This is a genomic window from Sediminicola sp. 1XM1-17 (assembly GCF_037203765.1).
In the GTDB taxonomy this organism is placed as follows: Bacteria; Bacteroidota; Bacteroidia; order Flavobacteriales; family Flavobacteriaceae; genus Sediminicola.
The window spans coordinates 289361-310695 of sequence record NZ_JBBCAS010000004.1 but is presented as its reverse complement, the minus strand read 5'-3'; the positions used below and the strand labels follow the sequence as shown (position 1 = coordinate 310695).

Genomic DNA, 21335 nt, shown 5'->3' with positions numbered 1-21335 from the left:
CTTTATTGCGTTTTTTCTTACTTAATCAAAACAAATGAAATTCGGTTTGACGTGCGAAGTTTATAATTGAATAAGGAAGGCTGATTCCTTTTAATCTGAGATATTATAAGATTGATATAGAATTAATAACCACTACTATTTTTGGTAACGAAATGAGGTTTTAGCCGTGAAGTGAATATATTTTTATCAAAGCCATATGTCTTACATTTCTATAGCTATTTGCATCGGTTTATGTATGTAACATTGGGCGAAAAAACACCCTGACTAACCGGATTAAAACTGCACCATCACGATGCTACGGAATTATGTTTTGTTTATATGTTTTCAATAAAGAATCGAATAATTCTGCGATGAAAATCTAGCACAAGTTAGTTGAATATTTTCTGACCAAAGAAAATAACCTACATTTATTCTCGTTATTTTTTTTTATTAAATGCATTATTCACATAACTACCAAACTCCCAATCATTAAGATGAAATTAGAAAGTATCCTTGATAGACTAGGCTCATTAGAAAAAAACTCATTTATTAAAATTATAGACAATATAATTGTAAACAATCCTAAGAACATTAAGGAGATTGATAAAATATTAATTTCCGCGGATAAGGGCCTGAAATCGGTTGATAATCAAAATGTGTCAAATATTTTCAACCTTACAAAAAATGAATTTTTACAACATGTTAAAAGTGAGTTTCAGGATACCTCTTCCCAATTGGATATTTTGATAGATATCATAATAAGGGATGGTAATTGTATTATGAAGCAAGATTGGTTTTCTAGACTTTATGATAAAGAAATTAAAAGTCTAAAGGAAAAAATAAAATTTCTTAACGCTGAAATCGAAAGCGATAAATCTGAATTAAGTCCAATTAGAAAAAGAGATTACAAAATTTATAAAGCATGCTTGGAAACGGCATATAATAACGACTTGCTAAACAATAGAGAGGCTAAAGTCTCATCTGATGAACTTTCCATACTGTTAAAACTTTCCAAGGAATTAGAGCTCTCTCAAGAGGAAATCAAGTTAATAAATTACTCGATACTTCCTGTTAAAAAGGTGGAGATCCAGGAGGTTGTCAATAGTCTTAAAAATATGGGTGTTGTCTTCTTTTCCAAGAAAGAGAATACCTTATTGATAGCTGATGAAATGGTAAGGTTATTAAGAGAACTTCGCGAGAAAGAGGTTGCGGATAAGTTTTTCCGACGTACTTTAAAACTTCTTAGAGAGCCAATAATTAATCAAATTGCCAAAAGACATAGCATAGATAGAAAATTAACAATTTCTCAAAAGATAGAAGAGATTATAAAGGTCGGGGTTTCCTTTGAGGGAATGTTAACCAATGATATTTTCAAAGAGGGGAGTACATTAACGGAACGGAAAAAAGAGCTTAATGAACTATGCGAAAAAGGCTTAAATATTTCAAATTTGAGGGGTAGTACCTTAGAAGAGAAAATATCAAGTTTAATTGAACATTTTGATAATACCGAAACTGATGAAAAGGTAGGGATTTCCTTAGATGGTTTTGAAAAATTGTTAACAGAATTAAACTCTTCATTGCCAAAATTAAATAAGCAAATTAAGGAACAATTTGAACTGCAAGAAGAGTTCGTTTTGAATGCCAATTTTTTACTTGATTTCAATATCAAACCCAGAGATATATTGGATCTCATTGATAAAACTGAAATATTACATTTTATAAAAGAACAAGGAATTAAACAAAGAGGAGATAATATTTTAAATATTCTTGAACATTACAAAGATGCTGAAAATCTTTATTTGGAAAATTATGAAAATGTTGGCTATAGAGATTATAATTTATTAAAGGAGAATGGGCTGGTAATTAAGGAAAGTGAACTTGGTATGAAGTTCGAGCATTTGACTAAAGTTATATTTACCAAACTCGGTTTTAATGTGGACGAAAATCTTAAGAATGAACTAAATACAAGAAAGGATAAAATTGATATTTTATTGAATCTTGACAACGATGAAATTATTATTGTTGAATGTAAAACAAGCAAAGAGAGTGGTTACAATAAATTCAGCTCTGTTTCAAGACAGCTTAAATCCTACCATGATCTTGCCTTAAAAAACGATCTAAGAGTATTGAAAGTTCTTTTAATAGCACCAGAATTCAGTGATGATTTTATAACCGACTGTGAAATGGATACTGAATTGAATTTATCCCTGTTAACGGCATCCACTTTATTGAAAATATCAGATGCTTTTAAGGTGTCTAAATTTAAGACTTTTCCTCATATTTTGTTTCGTGATATTGTAATCAATGAGGAGAGGATATTGAAAGCATTGGATAAGTAATATCAGGGAATTATATTTCAATAGCCCACTGAATTCAAATAGTATAATCATTAAAAAATGCCGCTACTTCTTCTTTAAATATTTGTAATGGTATTCTATGGGCTAAATCTTGCCTAAGAGTGATTTGATAGTCCGTGTTGTCATTTATTCTATCTGCAATAAAGATCAAAGTGTTTTTAGGGTACACCACGTCGTCCTGCGCTCCTAAAACTATTTTTTTGAAAGAGCGATGAAGGTTGTTGTAAACCGGTATATTTTGGAATACAGAACGGGTTACCAAAGCAGGGTTGAATAATAAAGCCGGTCTTTGAAAAGCAATAGATAGGTGATACCCAACAAAGCCACCCATACTACTGCCCATTACTACATTGATATCTTTATATTGAAACTCTTCTTTTAAATGTTCTATGCTATTAGAATCCGCTTCGTAATCAATAGATGGTGAATAAACAGTACCGTATGTTTCGAGAATAACTCTTTTATCATCGCTTAAGCTACCATTAAGGCCGTGTATGTAAAGTATATTCATTTTGTAAGCTCTATAGTTATTGTAGATGAAAGTTTCTTAGGTATTACTTATTTAGCAAATAATTGGTCACTAATTGCCAAATTGGAAATTGTTCTGATCCATATAAGATCGACTCGCAGGTAAATTTCTCAGCTCCATTATTTGTTCTATCATCAATAAGAAAGCCACCTTGGTTCAATTGCAATCGGTTAGTTTTAAAACCTCCCCAAAACATGGGGTTTATACAGTGTTGTATTGCGTTTAATTTTAATAATACCCTTTGTCTTTTACGCAGTGTCTTATTCCACCTCTAGGGTTTTCCATATCTCCCAAATATCTAGGGATTACGTGACAATGAAAATGCATAACTGTTTGACCAGCTGCCTCACCACAATTCATTCCAATATTATATCCATCAGGTTTTCTGTCTTTTTCAATAAATATTTTAGCCATCTCAATTAAGGAAACCAACTCTTCTTTATCTTCTTTATTCAATGAGAAAAAATCCACTTTTTCCTCATTGGAAATAATCAAGATATGGCCAGGAGAGACGGGAAATGAATCATAAATCATAAAGAAGTTATGTGCTTTATGGATTATTTTATCATCTGATATGTTTGAAAATACACTCATTAAAATGTTCCTTCATGTTCTTCGCTTGGAGTCCAAGTTACAATAGAATTCTCTAAAGCTAGGTTGTATTGCTTTTCTAAAAAAATTCTTCTCCTTTCCTTTGTATTGCCCGTTTGGTTTATAATGGTCTCAGCTAATGGATGTTTACTACTGATATAAAACTCATTTCGATTAAAGAGCCTTTTTAAATATTTTCTATCTGGAACTTTGGCTCCTTTTTCCTTTGTGTTATTCATTGATGAATGTGCTAATACCAAATTCCATACACCATTAATATTTGTGCCATTTTCAGAATGTTTTTGCTTGTTAAGGTGAGGAAGAAAATGGTCAACATGGCAAATATCTGAACTCCCTTGAAGTATTGAAATGTCCAGAGAACTATAAAAACATTTTCCTTTTTGATAGCCATTTAATGAATCCCTAACTGAAGTTATATCAACTCTTCTCATGAATTGGTTTTCAAGAAAGAAGAGAGAAGATGCTTCGTCATATTTTACCTCCAAAAGGTTAGGGTTGATTTGAAGATTCCAAGCAGTTTCAACTAACTTCCATCTTGCTTCAGTTTCGTTTTCAAAGTTTTGAAAGTGAAAGTTTTCTTTAAGTTTTAGTAAATCATCTTTGATGATTATTTTCTTATTTCTTTTAGAATAGTCTTTCTCGTAGAACAAGTTTGGTATGTGTCCCCCATTTACATTTTGAAATGCGTCAACCACATTTACAAAACCTAGCTTTTCGGTATGGGTTAAAAGCTGTGCTTCGTTAATAACTCCTTTGTTGTAATCTCTACAGAAGTTCAGAAATTTACTCGAACTTGAATTTCCTTGTTTATCGCTTTGTTTTAAGTGTTCCGTAATGTTCCGCGCAAATGGTTTTGCAAATTCAGATAATGTGATTGATGTAGTTTCTTTTTCTATTAACTCTAAAAGACTTTTAGCAAAGGCAAATTTATAGGTAGCTGAATTTTTCCCAAATAGGATTAAGGCTCTCCATTGAGATTCTAAACTTGGATCATTTATTTGAAATTCAGTCATTGTTTTTTAATGAAATACTACGGTTAGTATATGAAAAATAGGCGATTTCGAAGCACTAAACTTTCGGTTAAGCACAATCCTTCATACGAGCCAAAACCCTTTAATTTATTGCTGTTTCGCCTATTTTTTATATACACTGTTAGCAGCTGGGTTTTACTTATTATCGAATACTTTCTTTACCCTTTCATACTCTGATTTAAGCATTAACCTATCTTTTGTCAGGGTAATGACTTTTGCTTTTTTCTTAAATTGGTCTAGATGTTCATTCTCCATCGCACATAATAATATTTGTGTTTTTTTCGATGTTCTATTAGTAAGCAAGTTCACTATCTTTTCATAATTTGTGTCAGATTGTTCTTGTTGATTTGGAGTGTCAATCACTAATGCAGATTTGACTTCGTTTCCATATTCTTCAACCATTGTAAAAATGCTTAAATAATATGCTAAAATGGCTCTAGAACCCTCAGCTGCTCCACCTTCTTTTATGACTTTATTATAATCTAGGGGCGAATCAATTGATGAAATATTAACCGCTTCAGCATCTAGTAATTCTATATAATCAGAAAAAATTGAACTGAAAGAGCTGTTAATGCTTTCTATATCTTCAAGAGTAATTAAACCTTTTTGTTCTTTACCTATTTCCCTTATGTCTTTCTTGAGTGTTTCTACAGAATTAATTTTTTGAATTTTATCTTTTAATACATTCTGTTTAATTGAATTACCAGCAATGTTTTCTATGATTTGATTAAAATTAAAATCTCTATGTTCTATATCATCGCTTTTTTCAGAATTCTCATTCTGGATTTCTTGGGTAACTGGTAGTTCTTCATTTATAATATATTTCTCATTTATTTGAAGGATGCTTTCTCTTGCTTTATTTAAATTGATATTAGAATTACTAAGTTTTTTGTTAATCTTGTCAAGTTCAGTTACAATCGATTCTAATTGATTCTCCGCTTGACTTTTGTCCGTCATTATTGAAGTTCTATTTATTATTGAATTCTCGTGAACAACGCCACATAAAGGACATTCTACTTCATCTTCTTCTATATTTTCAATTGTAAATGTGTAATCTTTATCGAGTTCCGAAATGATTTTTTCAGTAATTATTTGTTGCTGCTCTAAATATACTCTATCACCATTTAGAGAGGTTAGTTGACTAAGTATTTTTTCTTGTTCTTCTTGTAATTTTTTTAAATCAACTTTAATTTCTTCAGTTAATACTTCGAATTCTTTTGCTTCAGTTGTTGCATTAGTAATATGTGGAATATATTCTTCAACAACTTCTAAAGTTGTTTCAATTCTATCGATTTGAGTCTGCACAACTTTTTTCGTATCCTTTTTCTCAGCTTTGTCACTTTCAAGTTCAAAATGTTTAGGCGTAAGCAACCCTACGTGGTACTTTATTATTGTACTTCGCCAGCTGGAAAATTGTTCTAATTTCTCAAAGTTGTCCCAAGCTTTTGACCAACTTCTTTTTTGGTCAATATAAAAGGGTAAAAAATAAAATGCAGGTGGTGGGGTTTCCATTAAACCTGAGCTACGATTTGGAAGAAGAGCCTTAAATTCCAAAATCTCAGCTATTTTTTTAGAGTATTCTCCAGTTATTTTTTCGTAATCAACAAAATCGCTGTCATTGATTTTGAGAGAAACTTGATTTTTGTATCGTTTAACAATATAATTTTCAGTTTCAACACTAAATTCTACAATAGTTTTGCTATCGGTTGTACTCCAATTTGTATCTAAAGTTGGTTCACATCCAACACCCCAAAACAATAGTTTAACCAATGTAGATTTACCTACACTATTATCAACTGCCGTTATTAGATTCAAAGTTTCGCTGAATTCGAATTGATTTGCTGATTTTGTTGAATTTGATAGAATCAGCAGACGTTTGAATTTTAAGTTTGGCATTTTTGGCAGTTCTTAGGTTTCTAATTAATATTTTAAAATTTTCTTTGCTCATTATGACATCATTATATATTCACAAATTATCGCACTTTTAATCTCTGAATCGTTATTAAATTGTCTTAAAATTTTTTTAGGAATTTTAATTCTTACATTTTCGATTAATTGCTCTAGAACATCGACTCCTTTATCGATATTTATTTGAATTTCATCAACAAGGTATTTAGTAGTATCCATTTGAAGAGTACTACTATTGCTTATTCTTTTTCTTCTATATCTATCGAATGAGCGTTTTAACACTTTCGAATTAATAGAATTTAATCCTATTTCTGAGCATATGGTATGAAACTCAATTTCAACTTTTGTTTCGTCTTTAATCTTAGTAAATGAATTAATAACTTCCGTAACTGTTATAGATGTGAGAGCTTTATTAGTTAATAAATCATTCCATTTTGTAAAATCATAAGTAACTTTTCCTTTTCGATTAATCTCATCAATTAGTAATCTGTATATCTCGACAGGACTACAATGAGAACTAGGAAATAGATTTGATACTAACTTTGCAATTGAGGCAATTACATCATTTTGAAAATTCTTTTCAGATAACTCGGATACGATAAATTGAATATTAGAAGGTAATGTTGAAATACCCATTTCCTTTTTTATAGCTTCCTCTAGTTCCTTAAATTGAGCATCAGATAAGTCATCTAATGTTATTTTATTGAGACTTAATCCTTCATCTTTAAGAGTAAGTGAAAAATTATTAAGTGCAACCAAATTTAAATCTGTTATTTTATCCTTAAATGGTTTTTCAAAACCACTACTTATAAGTTTACCTAACACGCATTTTTTGTTCTTTTTTTGATGAACTAATTTATGTGCAGTAAAGCGCCCTTTTGTAGTTTTAACTTGATTAAACTCAAATTTAGCTTTTGAAGCATCTAATGAGTCACTTACGACCACATCTTCGTGAAGTTCTACGAAAACAGCATATTCATTGGTTTTAATATGGGCGTTTAAAATCCGATACAAAGCCCAATGATATTGATAAGAATATTTCTCAAACGTTTCAGAACCTGCCTTTTCTCGTTGAGCTGCTAGTAATGGATTCTGGTTCGTTTTGTCACTCATTGTTCTGGTTGTTTGTTTTTTCACCTTGCTGCTAACGGTCTCGGCTATGAGTAGTTGCGTGGGTTAGTGCTTAACTTCGCAAGTACGCACCAAACTGAAAATCCGCGAGGATTTTTAGAAGTATGCGAGAACAAGCAATTACTTATAGCCATTGTTAGCCTACGTAATTTTTAATTCCATTATTGTTTCTGAAATAATCTTTATGTGATTTTCAGTCGTATGTTTTTTACCTAATTTAACGTTCGAATTTGCAATTCTTTTAAGAATTTCATTTTTAAGTGCTGGATACATTTCCTTTCCTTTCCCTCCTAATTTTTGATGTAATAAGTCAAGTTTTTCACCTAATGATGACATTCTTTTTCTTACTCCAAACATTGTTATATTATCACTTATTTCCTTATACTTTAAATCTGAAATTCCATAAATGATTTCTCCTTTAAAAGGTGTATTTAATTCTGCCAATTGCTTCTCTTTTTCAGAACCATAAAAATCTAAAACCATTCCTTTCAAATAACTTTTCTTAAAATAAAAGAATAATAGGTATTCATCAATAATTAATGAATATGGTCTTTCATAATTTGTTGACCAATGCAACCAAGTGCTATTTTTGTCCGAGTAATTAGGTGCTCTTAATATTTTGTAACCAATATCATTTAAATCAGAGTCTTTTGGGTCAGCATTGATTTTTGAAAGGTCAGAATTCAAGTATTTTTTTAAAATTCTACCTAATTTTTTTTCATCCTTTGGCTTTAATTTAAATCCACTGTTTTCTTCAATTGATAATCGCCAGATAATGGATGCCCAAAACAAGAATGAAATGAAAGGTTTGTTTGTGCTTTCATACAAAACATCAATTTTACTTTGCCCATTTATGGTTTTGGAATATTCACTTTCTATAAGTCCTAAATTTTTTTCACAATCCGTACAAAAATAATTGTCAACAATTCCTTTTACTTTGTTTTCAGAAATCAATTCATCTGTGACTTCACCATAAATTTCTTCTAATTTTTCAGGTTGGACTGCTCTTCCAAAATAAGATGATGTAGAATCTTCTGTAATTACAAAACCTAATTCTTTATCTCTACCCTTTTGTCCTGGTTCTGTATCAATCCTTTTTGACAAAAAATGAGGTACAATGTGAGAGCCTGTTTTATCAGCTGGATTATTGTCGCAAAGAAGGCAGTTTTTCATATGTAGGCTAACGTTCGGCTAGAGTGAACTATTTCTCTTTAGCCGACTAATATAGCATATAAACGCAACTAAACGAATTTTCTTACATGCTAATCGACGAAAAAGTATCAATGGTTTTAACCTAATTTTTTATCAAAAAAAGGTATAAATATGAATGTTTCTAAGAGGTCCTAGTTGTTCAGGTTTGGTTAAAGAAAACAATAATATCTTGAAAATCTGCCACAAAATAAATCATGCAATAGGGCATCATAGAAACTGATTATCAGATCATTAAAAATATTTGTTTGAGTATGTAAAAGAGTATGTTTTTAGCTTTTTTTGCCTTATATTGGCCGTATTGAATTTTTTAAAGCATTGAAAATGAGCAATATAAAAAATAACGCTTATCTACCGTTAGACTTAGGATCTAGTGCCGTGAGGTGTGAGAGTTCGTCCCGATATCCCGATAGCTATCGGGATCGGGATCCCGCCTGTACTTAGCAAGAAAGCTTCTCATTTATGAGAGGCTTTTTTTATTGGACCATCTTTAATTTTTATCCGACCGTCATTGCGAGGCCTTTTGGCCGAAGCAATCTGTTTCATTCGTGTCCCATTTATGAGATTGCCGCGCTCCACTCTGTTCCGCTCGCAATGACAGTTTTTCTGCCTTTCCTATTCTCAACCGTCATTGCGAGGCCTTTTGGCCGAAGCAATCTGTATGTTTCCGGTTCTTTCATATGATTGCCGCGCTGCACTCCGTTCTGCTCGCAATGAGAGTTTGTTCCGTCTTTTGCTTTTTCCATCCTCATTGCGAACGGAGTGAAGCAATCTGTTTCATTCGTGTCCCATTCATAAGATTGCCGCACTCCCCTGCGGTCTGCTCGCAATGACCTTTTATTCTGCCGTCATTGCGAACGCAGTGAAGCAATCTGCCCATTCCAGGTTCCGATGGTGAGATTGCCGCCCTCCACTTCGTTCCGCTCGCAATGACAGTATGTTCCTTAAGAGTTCCTTTGAAAAGATTGCCGCACTCCCCTGCGGTCTGCTCGCAATGACAGTTTGTTCCTTTCGTGTTCCATTCATGAGATTGCCGCACTCCACTCCGTTCCGCTCCCAATGCCGTTCTAATGGATGTAATTTGTTCCTCTTATAGGCTTTCATGGCTCCACGAGCTTCCACTTGTTTTGGAGTAATACTGGGGTTTACTTTAAGGATGAATCCTGATAATCCAAACTTGTGTTTGCTTCAGGATTTTTTGGATGATCACCATATTCGTTGGAGCCCGGTTTGCCCTTCGCATACAAGAGCCATAAATTAAAGAAAGGGATCAATTGGTACCACCCACTATAGCCCAGATCGTGACATCTCTTGGCTCCCTGAGCCCACATAAACCATAGGAGGGGAATGTTGCACAGGGCAAAGATAAGCAACGCATATTTTCCTCTTAACTGTAGTATGGTCATGACAAAGAAATAGAATATCATATATATCAGATAGCTCAAACCGTATTCGGTTCTTCTGATTCGGCCTTCAAATGAAAATGGATCTTTAAACATAGGGTTGGTTTTAATAGAGTCTTTAGTATTAAAATAGAATAAATTCTCATATTAAACGATTAATTACGATGCATAGTATATGTTGGAAAGGAAAAATTGAAATTTGTCAATGTTTTAATGTTCAATAACCTTGGAAAGTGGGTATAAAAAAAGGCCCCAAACGATATTTGGGACCTTTTGTGATGTGAAAAAGATTTTTTTATTGGGTATAAGGAATACGCCTTGTGACCTTGCGCATCAGTGTGTTGATCATATCATCGGCATTGGTTCCCAGGCCGCCTTTTACTTTCTTGTTGTAATTCACCACTAGTTCATCGTCTTCAGCGTTTACAATATCCATATTGATGATCCCTTGGCTAGAGGCGCCGAATCCGCCAAACAATACCCCAATGGCAATGTTGGCAGCGTCGGACATGGGTTTGGAAGTCTCCATGGACCCTTTGATAATGGCGTCTACCCCTAAAATTTCTGCCAATTCACTGACTAGGTAGGCATCCAGTTCATGAAGGTCAATTCCGGCTTTTTTAAGGAGTGCATTGGTCTTGGAAGGGGATTGTACTTCGATGGACATGGATCCCCTTTTTTTGCGTTTCAAGAACCAGGAATGCATGGCTCTTTGAACATCGAGCCCCTCATTGAATTCCATTTCCGCAATTTGCTCCGAGGTAAAATCTTTCAACTGCTTTGGTCGTAGTTTGACCTGCACATCAAAAGGGATAATGGCCATATTCTCTGTTTTGGTAACATAGGCATCCGCATCGTCATGAACGTACAAATGGGTCTGGGCAAAGGATAAGCTGACGGTAAAGAAAAATAATAGGTAAAGTGAAAATTTCATGCTTTTGGTTTTTTAGGTTAATTAAATGATATGTTGGTTTAACGCAAACATAGAGAATATATTCCTTTATCAGGGTCCTAATTCTACGATTAAATTCTATTTTGTTGGTTGTTAGGGAGTTGTGGTCGGAATTTTTCGGTACGGGAAATACTGCCCTCTACCGCAGGGATGATATATGATATTGGCTGGGGAATGGACCATAGCCTTTCTGATTATTGTCTACGAAAAGTCCTGCCACTTTTAGCCCATCACCTATAAATACCTTAATTTCAATGGCAACAATCAAAAGACTATGAAAAGAATACTCCTCCAAATAATATGGGTAGGCCTGTTTTTTGCATCCCCGGTAGTTTTGGGACAAATGGAACTGGCCCATTTGTCCTATAACCTTTTAAATGAAAAAACTGAAATCAATACATATATGGATGATAAGGGGGTCTCTCATTTTTATATTGGCAATGACAGTTTGATCTGCCTTTTTCTTTTTTCACCGTCATTGCGAGGCCTTTTGGCCGAAGCAATCTGTCCATTGCAGGTTCCATTCATGAGATTGCCGTGCTCCACTTCGTTTCGCTCGCAATGACCGTTTGTTCTGTCTATTGCTTTTTCCATCGTCAATGCTAGGCGTTTTGGCCGAAGCAATCTGTCCATTCCGGGTTCCATTCATGAGATTGCCGCGCTCCACTTCGTTTCGCTCGCAATGACCGTTTGTTCTGTCTATTGCTTTTTCCCACCGTCATTGCGAACGCAGTGAAGCAATCTGTTTTTCCCTGGCCGTCATTGCTAGGCGTTTTGGCCGAAGCAATCTGTCCATTGCAGGTTCCATTAATGAGATTGCCGCGCTCCACTTCGTTCCGCTCGCAATGACCGTTTGTTCTGTCTTATGCTTTTTCCTACCGTCATTGCGAACGCAGTGAAGCAATCTGTTTTCCCTGGCCGTCATTGCTAGGCGTTTTGGCCCAAGCAATCTGTCCATTCCGGGTTCCATTCATGAGATTGCCGCGCTCTACTTCGTTCCGCTCGCAATGACGGTCTGCCCCGATGGTACTCCGCTTCGTTCCGCTCTTTATGTACCTATTAGGTGAGTCTCCTCATTTTATATTATCAAAATAGCCAAGGAACATTTTGATAATGAAAAACAAGTTTTATCTTGGATACTTTTTATTTTATTCTGAATTCGTTCCCTAATTTCTAAGCATTTTTAGTCTATATTGTCTTATGCTGTTTTTTGATGTAAAAAAATATTACCTGTTTGTTTCTATTCTTTTTGTAGGAATTTGCATTGCGCAGGATAGAACAGCTTATTCTCAAAATTCCTCCCTTCAACCTAGGAATCAAATTTCCATAGACAATGAGAAAGAAATAAATACGGCTAAAACTGGTCAAGTATTACAATATAAAATTAAGCAGATTGATAATTCCATGGGACTCTCCAACAGTTCCGTGAATGCAATATTTCAAGATTCTGATAACCTATTGTGGATAGGAACGTGGGATGGCTTAAATCGTTATGACGGTAGTAAATTCAAAATATTTCGTCCAGAGCCCAATAATGAGAATAGTCTAAGTAATCAGGTGGTACTTAAAATTGTAGAAGATAAATCTGGGCATATCTGGGTATCCACAATTCATGGTATAAACAGCTATAACAAGAAAACCAATACCTTTCGTCGTTATTATTTCTCAAGGATTAACAACCCTCCCATATCGGAATCGGAATTTAACATCGCACTCGATCCTTCTCAAACTGTATTCTGTGCAGTAAAAGATTGGGGGGTGGGTTACTTTTATAAGGACGGATTTCAACGATTGAATTCCCATAATCTTCCAATGAAGGCGGTTAAAAAGATGGTCTTTACCTCCACAGGCGATTTGCTTCTACTCTTTGATAATGGTGAATTATACCGATTGGGGATAGCTACCGGAGTTGATGGTCAAAAAACGATCTCTAAAAGTGAGATTGTTGCGGACGATGTTGATGAATTCGAAATATTACAAAATCAAAGGTTGGGTATCATTTCGAAAACAGGTAAAATGGTGATATACTCACTAACGAATCAAGGAAAAAAGGAGGTTTTTGAAAAGAGTATTAAAAATGTAGTTGGAATAGTAAATGAAGGACTTCTAATGTCCAGTTCATCAGAATTTTTGGTCATTGATAGTGAGGGTAAGAGAGTGCATCTTCCTTGGAAAAAATTCCTCAAGGACCAGAAAATCACAACTATTCTGCAAGGAAATGAAAATGTAATTTGGATAGGAACAGATGGGGATGGGATTTTTAAATTATATCCTCTGCGAAAGTCATTTCATTTAGTAGCCAAGGCACAGGTACCAGAGTTTAGTGAGGGTATTGTTAGAGCATTTGCTGAGGCACACGGAAATTCCTTTTGGGTGGGAACAAAAGGAAAGGGATTGTTCCGTTTTCCAGCTAAATTCTATGAGAATGTAAATGAGCCTTTGCAATACAAAAATTTTAATCAGAATAATAGTCCTATCAACAATTCGGTTTATGCATTGCATAAAGGTCAGGATAGCTTAATTTTTATTGGTACGGATGGGGAGGGAATTGATGTTTTTGATTTAAAAAAGTCAAGGCTTATACCTTGGTCCCAAATAATGGGGAGCGAAAAGAGTGAATACTTTAAGTCGACCTATGCCATGTATCAGGATAAAAAAGGATACTTGTGGTTGGGCACTAATGGGTATGGTATAATTCGTCTGAAAATTGATCGTAACGGCGAAAAGCTTAAAGTGTCAGAAATCAAGAAATATGTCGCAAATCAATACCAGGAAAATAGTTTAAGCAGCAATATTATATTTTCAATTCTGCCAAAAAGTGAAAATGAACTTTGGATCGGCACAAGGTTGGGTGGCTTGAACCTTTTTAACAAGAGATCGAACTCATTTAAAACCTATAAAAACAAAAGGGACGACCCCAATAGTCTATCTAATGATGATATACTTTGTCTGTATATGGATTCAAGCAATAAGCTATGGGTAGGGACAAGTTTTGGACTCAATGTATTGGAGGGAATAGGGAAGGATGGACAGGCAAATTTTAAACATTTTACAGTAAAAGAAGGTCTGCCCAACAATACGATACATGGAATTATTGCAGATAAAAGTTCAAACCTTTGGATAAGTACCAATTTTGGTCTATCTAATTTTATAGTCGACGAATCCAGATTTATAAATTTTACTGAAAATGAGGGTTTGCAAAATAATGAGTTTGCAGATGGAGCTTTTTATAAGAGTACCGACTCGGATTATGTATTTATGGGCGGTATAAAAGGGTTTAATTATTTTCTGCCGTCAGAAATAGAGGAGGATCCATTTTTGCCAGATATATTCATTGACAAGATAAGTGGTCAAAATAAGGAAATACCCTATTATCAGAATTTGGTGGTCTCCCCAAACAATACCACCTCTCCATCGATAAACTTAAAACACGATGAAAATTATTTCGACATAGATATAGCTGCCCTTACCTATATACATAGTGAAAAATGCCAATATGCTTATCAGCTTATCGGTTTTGACGATGAATGGGTGAACATCAATAACCGTAAAAGCATTTCCTTTACCAACGTACCTCCTGGTCAGTATTCACTATGGCTAAAATGGTCAAATAGTGATGGTATTTGGAGTAATCCAACAAGAGCCATAGACATAAAAATAGATCCAATTATTTGGCGAACAAATGTGGCATATGCGGTATATATTCTTCTTTTTATGCTTCTACTTGCGTTGATCTATAGCTACTATCAGAAAAAGAGGTCTTTGGCAAAGAATATTATTAGACAAAAAAGAGAAGAGGAAATACATCAAAACCGTCTTACATTTTTTACGAACGTTGCACATGAGTTTCAAACCCCTTTGACTTTAATCACCGGACCAATTCAAAAACTTTCTGAAATGGTTGGATTAAGTGAAAAAAACCAGAGGTTCATACAAATGATTGAAAGGAATTCATCAAGATTACTCTTTTTGACTCAACAATTGCTAGAATTTAGGAAAGCTGAAAGTGATTATTTGGAAGTACGGGTTCGGCAATTTGACCTGGTGAATTTAATTGAGCAAATTGCCGAACTATTTGATGAATGGGCTATTCAGAACAGTATAGAATATGATCTTGAAATACCTTCGTCTTTAGAAGGTTGGTTCGATAAGGACAAGATTGAGAAAATTGTTTTCAACTTGTTGTCCAATGCCTTTAAATATACCCCTGAAAAAGGAAAAATTCAACTTCAGGTTTTTATTGAACAGAATGACACGAGGACATTACAGATTATGGTTTCCAATTCAGGGAAAGGGATTGCCAAGGATAAATTAGATCGTGTGTTCAATCGATTTGTACTATTGGATGATAGTAGGGATGCGGATACCACAAAGTTTAGAACAGGAATTGGGTTGGCATATGTAAAAAGTCTAGTTACGGTTTTAAAAGGGGATATTTCTGTGGCAAGTGAAGTCAATAAAGGGGTCTCATTCAATGTTCTGCTGCCATGCGGCAAGGAGAACTTTAAGGATACTGAAATAGAGGAGCATTCTGGCCAGGTTAATATTTCATACCACTTAAAAAATATACTTGAAGATGAATCTGACAATGCAGATGCTTCAAATAAAATAACTTCTCTAGAATGCATCCTTTCTAAACGCAAAGTTGTATTGGTAGTTGAAGATGAAAAAGACGTTAGGGTGTTTTTAAAGGAATTATTGACAGAAAAATATAACGTTTTGACTGCAAATAATGGTGCAGAGGCCCTTGAAGCCATTAAAAAGGAAATGCCCGACATCATCATCAGTGATCTCATGATGCCAGAGATGGACGGTTTGGAATTTTGTAAGGAAATAAGAAGCAATGTGATTACATGCCACCTTCCGTTGATAATGCTTACCTCAAAAAATTCGGTCATCCACAGCATCGAAGGTTTGGAGTGTGGGGCAAATTCATATATCCCAAAACCTTTCCATCCCGATTACTTGCAGATAAAAGTCCAAAACTTATTGGAGGAAAAGGAGCTAATGTTGAAACATCTATCCAAGGAAACTCCTATTGAAAGCCTTACAAGTAGTTTGGAAAATGATGAGGATAAAGACTTCATGAAAAAGGTAGTTGCCATTATTCATAATAATATTGAAAATGAAAATCTCCAAAGTCTTCTAATAGAGAAAGAGCTTGGAATTAGTAGTTCGCAACTCTATCGAAAAATTAAATACATATATGGCTTTTCTCCCGGGGATCTCATACGAACCATTAGATTAAAACATGCCGCTGCTCTTTTAAGAAAAAACACACTTACCGTTTCACAGGTTTCCTATCAATCTGGATTCAACAACCGCTCTTACTTTTACAGGGAGTTTAAGAAAATGTTTAATATCACTCCGAAAAACTATCAGCTCCAATTTAAATCCAAGCAATAGTGATATTGTAAATACTTAAAAATCAATCACTTAAATCATAGTGTACACTTTTGGTCATATAGTGTACAGCTTTTGCCGCACCCTCCTTTTAACTTTACTTTAACTAGAAGCGGGCTTTTTTAGAAGCGCGCTAGAACCTAAATCAGCCTTATTTAAAGGCATGAAAAAACAACATCTATATTAACCAAATTTAAATCAAACATGAAAAATTGTATCAGTAAGCTAACTTTTTTGGTGGCTATTGTTTTCGGAAGCTCCCTGATGGCTCAGACCATTACGGGTACTGTTTCGGATCAAGACGGTCCACTTGCCGGCGTAAATGTAGTTATTGAAGGCACTTCAATAGGAACTTCGACCGATTTTGATGGTAACTATGTAATATCCAATGTAAACTCCAATGCAACCTTGGTGTTTAGCTATATTGGGTATAAGACTACAGCAATTCCGGTTAATGGCAAAAGCCAGATCAATGTTATTTTATCACAAGATTCAAGTGCTCTTGACGAGGTTGTTCTTGTAGGGTACTCTTCCTTAAAGAAATCAACATTAACAGGGGCGATCTCCGTTGTTGATGTCGATGATTTGAACATCGCCAAAACTTCTAATGTGGCTCAAGCCCTGCAGGGCCAAGTTGCAGGGGTACAGGTGGCCTCTAGTAGCGGTGCTCCAGGAGGCGGAATCCAAGTTCGTATCCGTGGTGTTGGAACTATTGGGAATAACGATCCATTGTATATCGTGGATGGTGTTCCTTCTCGAGATATTACCTTTCTAAACCAGTCCGATATTAAATCTATATCGGTTCTAAAGGACGCCGCTGCAGCATCCATTTATGGATCCAGGGCATCCGCTGGAGTGGTATTGATCACTACAAAAAGTGGCATAAAGGGAAAAATGAGTATCAATGCCGAATATTGGTATGGAATTCAATCCGCTTCAAACCTTCCCGATATGCTAAATGCAGAACAGTATATCAATACTACGGAGAAGGCTTGGAACAACACATTTACAGGAGACAATCCATATACTGCGGATAGGGGCCGGGCAGATTTTGGTGATACGGACTGGTTGGATGAATTATTTGAAGCTGGACAGTCACAAAACTTACAATTGTCTGCAAGTGGCGGTAGTGAGCAAGTTCAATATTTAATGTCAGTAGGATATTATGGTGAGGACGGTATTGTGGTTTATGATAATGACAAATTCCAACGACTAAATTTCAGGACAAATGTAAATGCCGATCTAACAGATCGATTTAAAATAGGGACCAATATTCAATTGTCTTCCTCAAAACAGGACAAGGTTCCTTCTACGGGTGAAAGTTTAATAAGATTCGCTTTGTTAAGGGCTCCTGTTATTCCTGTCTATAAAGATGTAAATGACCCAACCTATTCTGAAAGAGATCCTTTTACCGATATGCCATTCTTTACCCCAACAGGTTATGATCAAGGGTTGAACAGGACCCTGTACGAAATGGTGGGCAACCCCATTGCGCAAGCATATTTTTCAGATGACCAGACAAGGATATTTAAAACGTTTGGTAATGTTTATGGACAGTATTCATTTTTAGAGGACAATGCTTTAACATTTAGATCCAATGTAGGTGTAGACCTTACCTTCTTTCATGACAAGACCTTTAATGAGAATTACGGGGATGATGATGGCGGTGGAAGTGCTATCGACCAAGGATTGGGAAGAAGAAATAGACCTAATAATCTAAGTGAAAGAAGGGGTGAATCATTGGCCCTAACCTTTAGTAATACTTTGAATTACAATAAAACGTTTGGGGAAAAGCATGATTTTAATGCCCTAATCGGTACCGAATACGTTTCCCAGACACAATCGGATATTTTTGCCAGTAGGGCACGTTTTCCATATTCAACAGAGGAATTTAGGTATTTGTCTTTCGGAGGGGAAACTTTAGACGAAAATAATGGAGGTACACGTACGGAATCTGCCTTGTTCTCCTATTTTGGGTCTACCACATATTCCTACGATAATAAATACATTCTGACAGCCAATTTAAGGGCGGATGCCTCTTCAAAATTTGCCGAGAATAATAGATGGGGATATTTCCCGTCAATTTCTGGAGGTTGGACCATATCACAGGAAGATTTTCTTAGAGATACGGATTGGTTGTCCGATTTAAAATTAAGAGCTAGTTGGGGTCAATTGGGTAATCAGAATATAGACAACTATACCTATGCAGAATTAATTGAGCAAAACGAAGGGATTGTAAGAAGAGTAAGGTATGGTAATCCTGATCTTAAATGGGAAACTACTACACAGACCAACTTGGGGATCGACCTAGGTCTTTTCAAAAACAGGATTGGTTTTACGGCCGAATATTTTGATAAAAGCACAACCGACATATTGTTGCCAATAGGTTTGCCAGGTTTCCTTGGAGATTTGCAGCCAACCATAGTCAATGCCGGTGAGGTTAGCAATAAAGGTTTTGAATTTTCTGTCAATTTTAGAAATTCAGAAAGAGAATTTAAATATAACATCAACGCCAATCTTTCTACAGTAATCAACAATGTTGAGAAATTACATCCAAATGTTCCGAATATCGTTAACAATGAATCCAGAACCGTTGTTGGTCAACCTTTGGATGCTTATTACGGATATAGGATGGAAGGAATTTATCAGAACCAAGCAGAAATAGATAGTCATCTCTTTTTGGAAGGGAATGCCAAACCAGGGGATATTAAGTTCAAGGATATCAATGGGGATGGAAAAATAAGCCCCGATTTTGATCGTGAATTTATCGGTTCCTCCATTCCGGACCTTACCTATGGTATCTTTATGAACGGGGAGTACAAAGGATTTGATATGTCCGTGCTATTTCAGGGTGTTGAAGGGATTGATAGGTATAACGATGGCAAGAAAATTATAGATTTTGATACAAGACCATTTAATTATACTACGGCCATTTTAGGAGCTTGGGATGGAGAGGGAAGTACCAACAGTATTCCTAGAGTTGCATTCGAGGATAATGGCAGTAGTAAAGTGTCGAGCATCTTTGTTGAAGACGCCTCATACCTACGATTGAAAAATATTGAAATTGGTTATACCATTGATGGTATCAAAGGATTTCAAAGCACACGTCTTTATGTATCCGGGAGAAATCTATTTACGTCTACCAAGTATACAGGATTGGATCCGGAAGCATCAGATTTAGTGGATAAGGGAACATACCCATCTTCTACATCCTTCATTTTTGGACTTAATGTCAAGTTTTAATTTTAAAAAAAGTAATCATGAAAAATATAATTAACAAAATACTAATTGTCATTTTCATCTCGTCACTTGCCGTGGGTTGTATGGACGAATTGGAAAAAGAGCCCATAGGGCTTTTAACAGAAGACATTATAGACAACGACTTGGCTCTTTCTACTTTGGAAGCATCGGTAAGCTCTATATACCAACCGTTAAAAAATACTTTGAATGGTGTTGTACCAGGTTGGAGATGGGATTTAGGAACCGTATTTAGAAATGATATTGTGTTGCAGGACATCGCATCCAATGACATGAATAAAAAATGGAATCCGGATGGGGATCAACCATGGATGGATGAAATTGGTGATTTCACTTTTACACCAGAGAACCAAGCCTTTAATGGAATTTGGGTCTATGACTATATCGGGATCAATAGGGCCAACCTGGCCATAGGATTTTTATCCGATGCTGAAACGGTACAAGCTGCCGGGATGACTGATGCCAGAAAAAATCAACTTTTATCCGAAGCGCATTTCTTAAGAGCTTATTACTATTTTGATCTTGTAAATAATTTTGGAGACGTTCCTTTGATCAGTGCAACTCCAGATTCTTTTGAGGAAGCGTTGGCAGTAGCACTTAGGGCACCTGAGCAAGAAGTAATGGACCAAGTAAATTCAGACATTGCCCTTGCAAAATCGTTGGCATCCGATGCCAAGTATCCAGATCCAATGGAACCTTGGAGAGTTTCCAAAGGCGCTATTATTGCTTTGGAGGCCAAAGTGGCTTTGTTCAATGAGAATTGGTCCTCAGTACTAAATTCCATCAACGAGTTGGATGCACTTGGTAATTACAGCCTTAATGCCAATTATTTTGACAGTTTTGATGCAGCCAAAGAATTTACCGATAATGAAGTGATATTCGCTTACGATCACCGTTCTAACGAAACTCCTAACAATACCAATGGACTTCGATTTGTTATTGGGTGGGGATTTTTTGCTCCGACCGATGATTTTGTTGCTGCCTTCGAACCTAATGACCCGAGATTGTTATATACTACTACAGCCAATCCTGATGATAAGCGTTCCTATAAGATCATAGGTTCAACTACGGACATGATAGATTATGGCAATAAGGTATATATGCGTTACGCAGATGTATTGCTTTGGAAAGCGGAAGCGCTTAACGAAACAGGAAATTATGCTGAGGCTGTGGCAATTATTAACCAAATAAGGGCAAGGGCCAGAACAAGTGCAACGGCAGATGGTTCCATAGTGCCTCCGGGAACCTTGGTGGATAGGCCTGCATCGAGCAGTGCCGCGGAAATCCAAGCATGGATAATGTCCGAAAGAAGAGTAGAATTAGGTTTTGAATCCCATAGATTCAATGACCTAAAAAGATGGGGAACCGCAAAAGAAGTTTTAACAGATTTGGGAAGAAATTTCCAAGACTATAATTATTTATATCCAATTCCTCAAAGAGATATTGATAAGTCTGGAGGAACAATTACACAGAACCCAGGATATTAAATAAACCGATAGTATTAATAATTTGAGTTGGTAGTTTAGTTTTTCAAAGGAGAAGTAGTATAAAATTTTAATGCTA

General features: G+C 35.5%; 14 protein-coding genes. 4 read left to right on the top strand and 10 right to left on the bottom strand.

What is annotated here, in order from left to right:
- Positions 1 to 473: 473 nt before the first annotated feature.
- A complete protein-coding gene (locus tag WAA86_RS08425) occupies positions 474 to 2318 on the top strand; it encodes a hypothetical protein (protein ID WP_337300558.1) in 1845 nt (614 codons plus the stop codon).
- A 34-nt stretch (positions 2319 to 2352) separates the two neighbouring features.
- Here WAA86_RS08425 and WAA86_RS08420 read toward each other — a convergent pair whose 3' ends face one another.
- The 10 genes from WAA86_RS08420 to WAA86_RS08375 all read right to left on the bottom strand — a co-directional run bounded on the left by WAA86_RS08420 (position 2353) and on the right by WAA86_RS08375 (position 11705).
- A complete protein-coding gene (locus WAA86_RS08420; protein WP_337300557.1) occupies positions 2353 to 2847 on the bottom strand; it encodes a YqiA/YcfP family alpha/beta fold hydrolase in 495 nt (164 codons plus the stop codon).
- A 246-nt stretch (positions 2848 to 3093) separates the two neighbouring features.
- Entirely contained in the window at positions 3094 to 3459 is a 366-nt protein-coding gene (locus WAA86_RS08415; protein WP_337300556.1) for an HIT family protein, read from the bottom strand.
- Positions 3459 to 4490 (bottom strand): HNH endonuclease, encoded by a 1032-nt coding sequence (locus tag WAA86_RS08410; RefSeq protein WP_337300555.1) that lies wholly within the window; start codon positions 4488 to 4490, stop codon positions 3459 to 3461. The genes WAA86_RS08415 and WAA86_RS08410 overlap by 1 nt, the downstream gene beginning before the upstream one ends.
- 153 nt (positions 4491 to 4643) lie before the next feature.
- Positions 4644 to 6404, bottom strand: a complete 1761-nt coding sequence (locus tag WAA86_RS08405; RefSeq protein ID WP_337300554.1) for a hypothetical protein — start codon at positions 6402 to 6404, stop codon at positions 4644 to 4646.
- A gap of 51 nt (positions 6405 to 6455) precedes the next feature.
- Positions 6456 to 7529, bottom strand: coding sequence for a DUF4297 domain-containing protein (locus WAA86_RS08400; protein ID WP_337300553.1), 1074 nt, complete (start codon positions 7527 to 7529; stop codon positions 6456 to 6458).
- A 159-nt stretch (positions 7530 to 7688) separates the two neighbouring features.
- Positions 7689 to 8720, bottom strand: coding sequence for a hypothetical protein (locus WAA86_RS08395; RefSeq protein WP_337300552.1), 1032 nt, complete (start codon positions 8718 to 8720; stop codon positions 7689 to 7691).
- A gap of 873 nt (positions 8721 to 9593) precedes the next feature.
- Positions 9594 to 9860, bottom strand: coding sequence for a hypothetical protein (locus tag WAA86_RS08390; protein ID WP_337300551.1), 267 nt, complete (start codon positions 9858 to 9860; stop codon positions 9594 to 9596).
- A gap of 41 nt (positions 9861 to 9901) precedes the next feature.
- Complete coding sequence (locus tag WAA86_RS08385) at positions 9902 to 10255, bottom strand: DUF805 domain-containing protein (RefSeq protein WP_337300550.1); 354 nt, start codon at positions 10253 to 10255, stop codon at positions 9902 to 9904.
- Between the two features lie 199 nt (positions 10256 to 10454).
- Positions 10455 to 11093 carry a hypothetical protein gene (locus tag WAA86_RS08380; RefSeq protein WP_337300549.1) on the bottom strand — a complete coding sequence of 213 codons (639 nt, stop codon included), beginning with the start codon at positions 11091 to 11093 and terminating at the stop codon, positions 10455 to 10457.
- A 447-nt stretch (positions 11094 to 11540) separates the two neighbouring features.
- Positions 11541 to 11705 (bottom strand): hypothetical protein, encoded by a 165-nt coding sequence (locus tag WAA86_RS08375; protein ID WP_337300548.1) that lies wholly within the window; start codon positions 11703 to 11705, stop codon positions 11541 to 11543.
- A gap of 606 nt (positions 11706 to 12311) precedes the next feature.
- Here WAA86_RS08375 and WAA86_RS08370 point away from each other — a divergent pair.
- The 3 genes from WAA86_RS08370 to WAA86_RS08360 all read left to right on the top strand — a co-directional run bounded on the left by WAA86_RS08370 (position 12312) and on the right by WAA86_RS08360 (position 21259).
- Positions 12312 to 16517, top strand: coding sequence for a hybrid sensor histidine kinase/response regulator transcription factor (locus tag WAA86_RS08370; protein WP_337300547.1), 4206 nt, complete (start codon positions 12312 to 12314; stop codon positions 16515 to 16517).
- A 201-nt stretch (positions 16518 to 16718) separates the two neighbouring features.
- Complete coding sequence (locus WAA86_RS08365) at positions 16719 to 19757, top strand: SusC/RagA family TonB-linked outer membrane protein (RefSeq protein WP_337300546.1); 3039 nt, start codon at positions 16719 to 16721, stop codon at positions 19755 to 19757.
- Positions 19758 to 19774: 17 nt separating this feature from the next.
- The gene (locus tag WAA86_RS08360; protein ID WP_337300545.1) at positions 19775 to 21259 is read left to right on the top strand and encodes a RagB/SusD family nutrient uptake outer membrane protein; all 1485 of its coding nucleotides are present in this window, start codon (positions 19775 to 19777) and stop codon (positions 21257 to 21259) included.
- Positions 21260 to 21335 lie beyond the last annotated feature (76 nt).

Coding starts and splice junctions, on each gene's coding strand:
- WAA86_RS08410 (WP_337300555.1), bottom strand. CDS start 4,490: ATGACTGAATTTCAAATAAATGATCCAAGTTTAGAATCTCAATGGAGA.
- WAA86_RS08370 (WP_337300547.1), top strand. CDS start 12,312: ATGCTGTTTTTTGATGTAAAAAAATATTACCTGTTTGTTTCTATTCTT.
- WAA86_RS08365 (WP_337300546.1), top strand. CDS start 16,719: ATGAAAAATTGTATCAGTAAGCTAACTTTTTTGGTGGCTATTGTTTTC.
- WAA86_RS08385 (WP_337300550.1), bottom strand. CDS start 10,255: ATGTTTAAAGATCCATTTTCATTTGAAGGCCGAATCAGAAGAACCGAA.
- WAA86_RS08405 (WP_337300554.1), bottom strand. CDS start 6,404: ATGCCAAACTTAAAATTCAAACGTCTGCTGATTCTATCAAATTCAACA.
- WAA86_RS08395 (WP_337300552.1), bottom strand. CDS start 8,720: ATGAAAAACTGCCTTCTTTGCGACAATAATCCAGCTGATAAAACAGGC.
- WAA86_RS08390 (WP_337300551.1), bottom strand. CDS start 9,860: ATGAAAGCCTATAAGAGGAACAAATTACATCCATTAGAACGGCATTGG.
- WAA86_RS08375 (WP_337300548.1), bottom strand. CDS start 11,705: ATGGAAAAAGCAATAGACAGAACAAACGGTCATTGCGAGCGAAACGAA.
- WAA86_RS08425 (WP_337300558.1), top strand. CDS start 474: ATGAAATTAGAAAGTATCCTTGATAGACTAGGCTCATTAGAAAAAAAC.
- WAA86_RS08400 (WP_337300553.1), bottom strand. CDS start 7,529: ATGAGTGACAAAACGAACCAGAATCCATTACTAGCAGCTCAACGAGAA.
- WAA86_RS08420 (WP_337300557.1), bottom strand. CDS start 2,847: ATGAATATACTTTACATACACGGCCTTAATGGTAGCTTAAGCGATGAT.
- WAA86_RS08360 (WP_337300545.1), top strand. CDS start 19,775: ATGAAAAATATAATTAACAAAATACTAATTGTCATTTTCATCTCGTCA.
- WAA86_RS08380 (WP_337300549.1), bottom strand. CDS start 11,093: ATGAAATTTTCACTTTACCTATTATTTTTCTTTACCGTCAGCTTATCC.
- WAA86_RS08415 (WP_337300556.1), bottom strand. CDS start 3,459: ATGAGTGTATTTTCAAACATATCAGATGATAAAATAATCCATAAAGCA.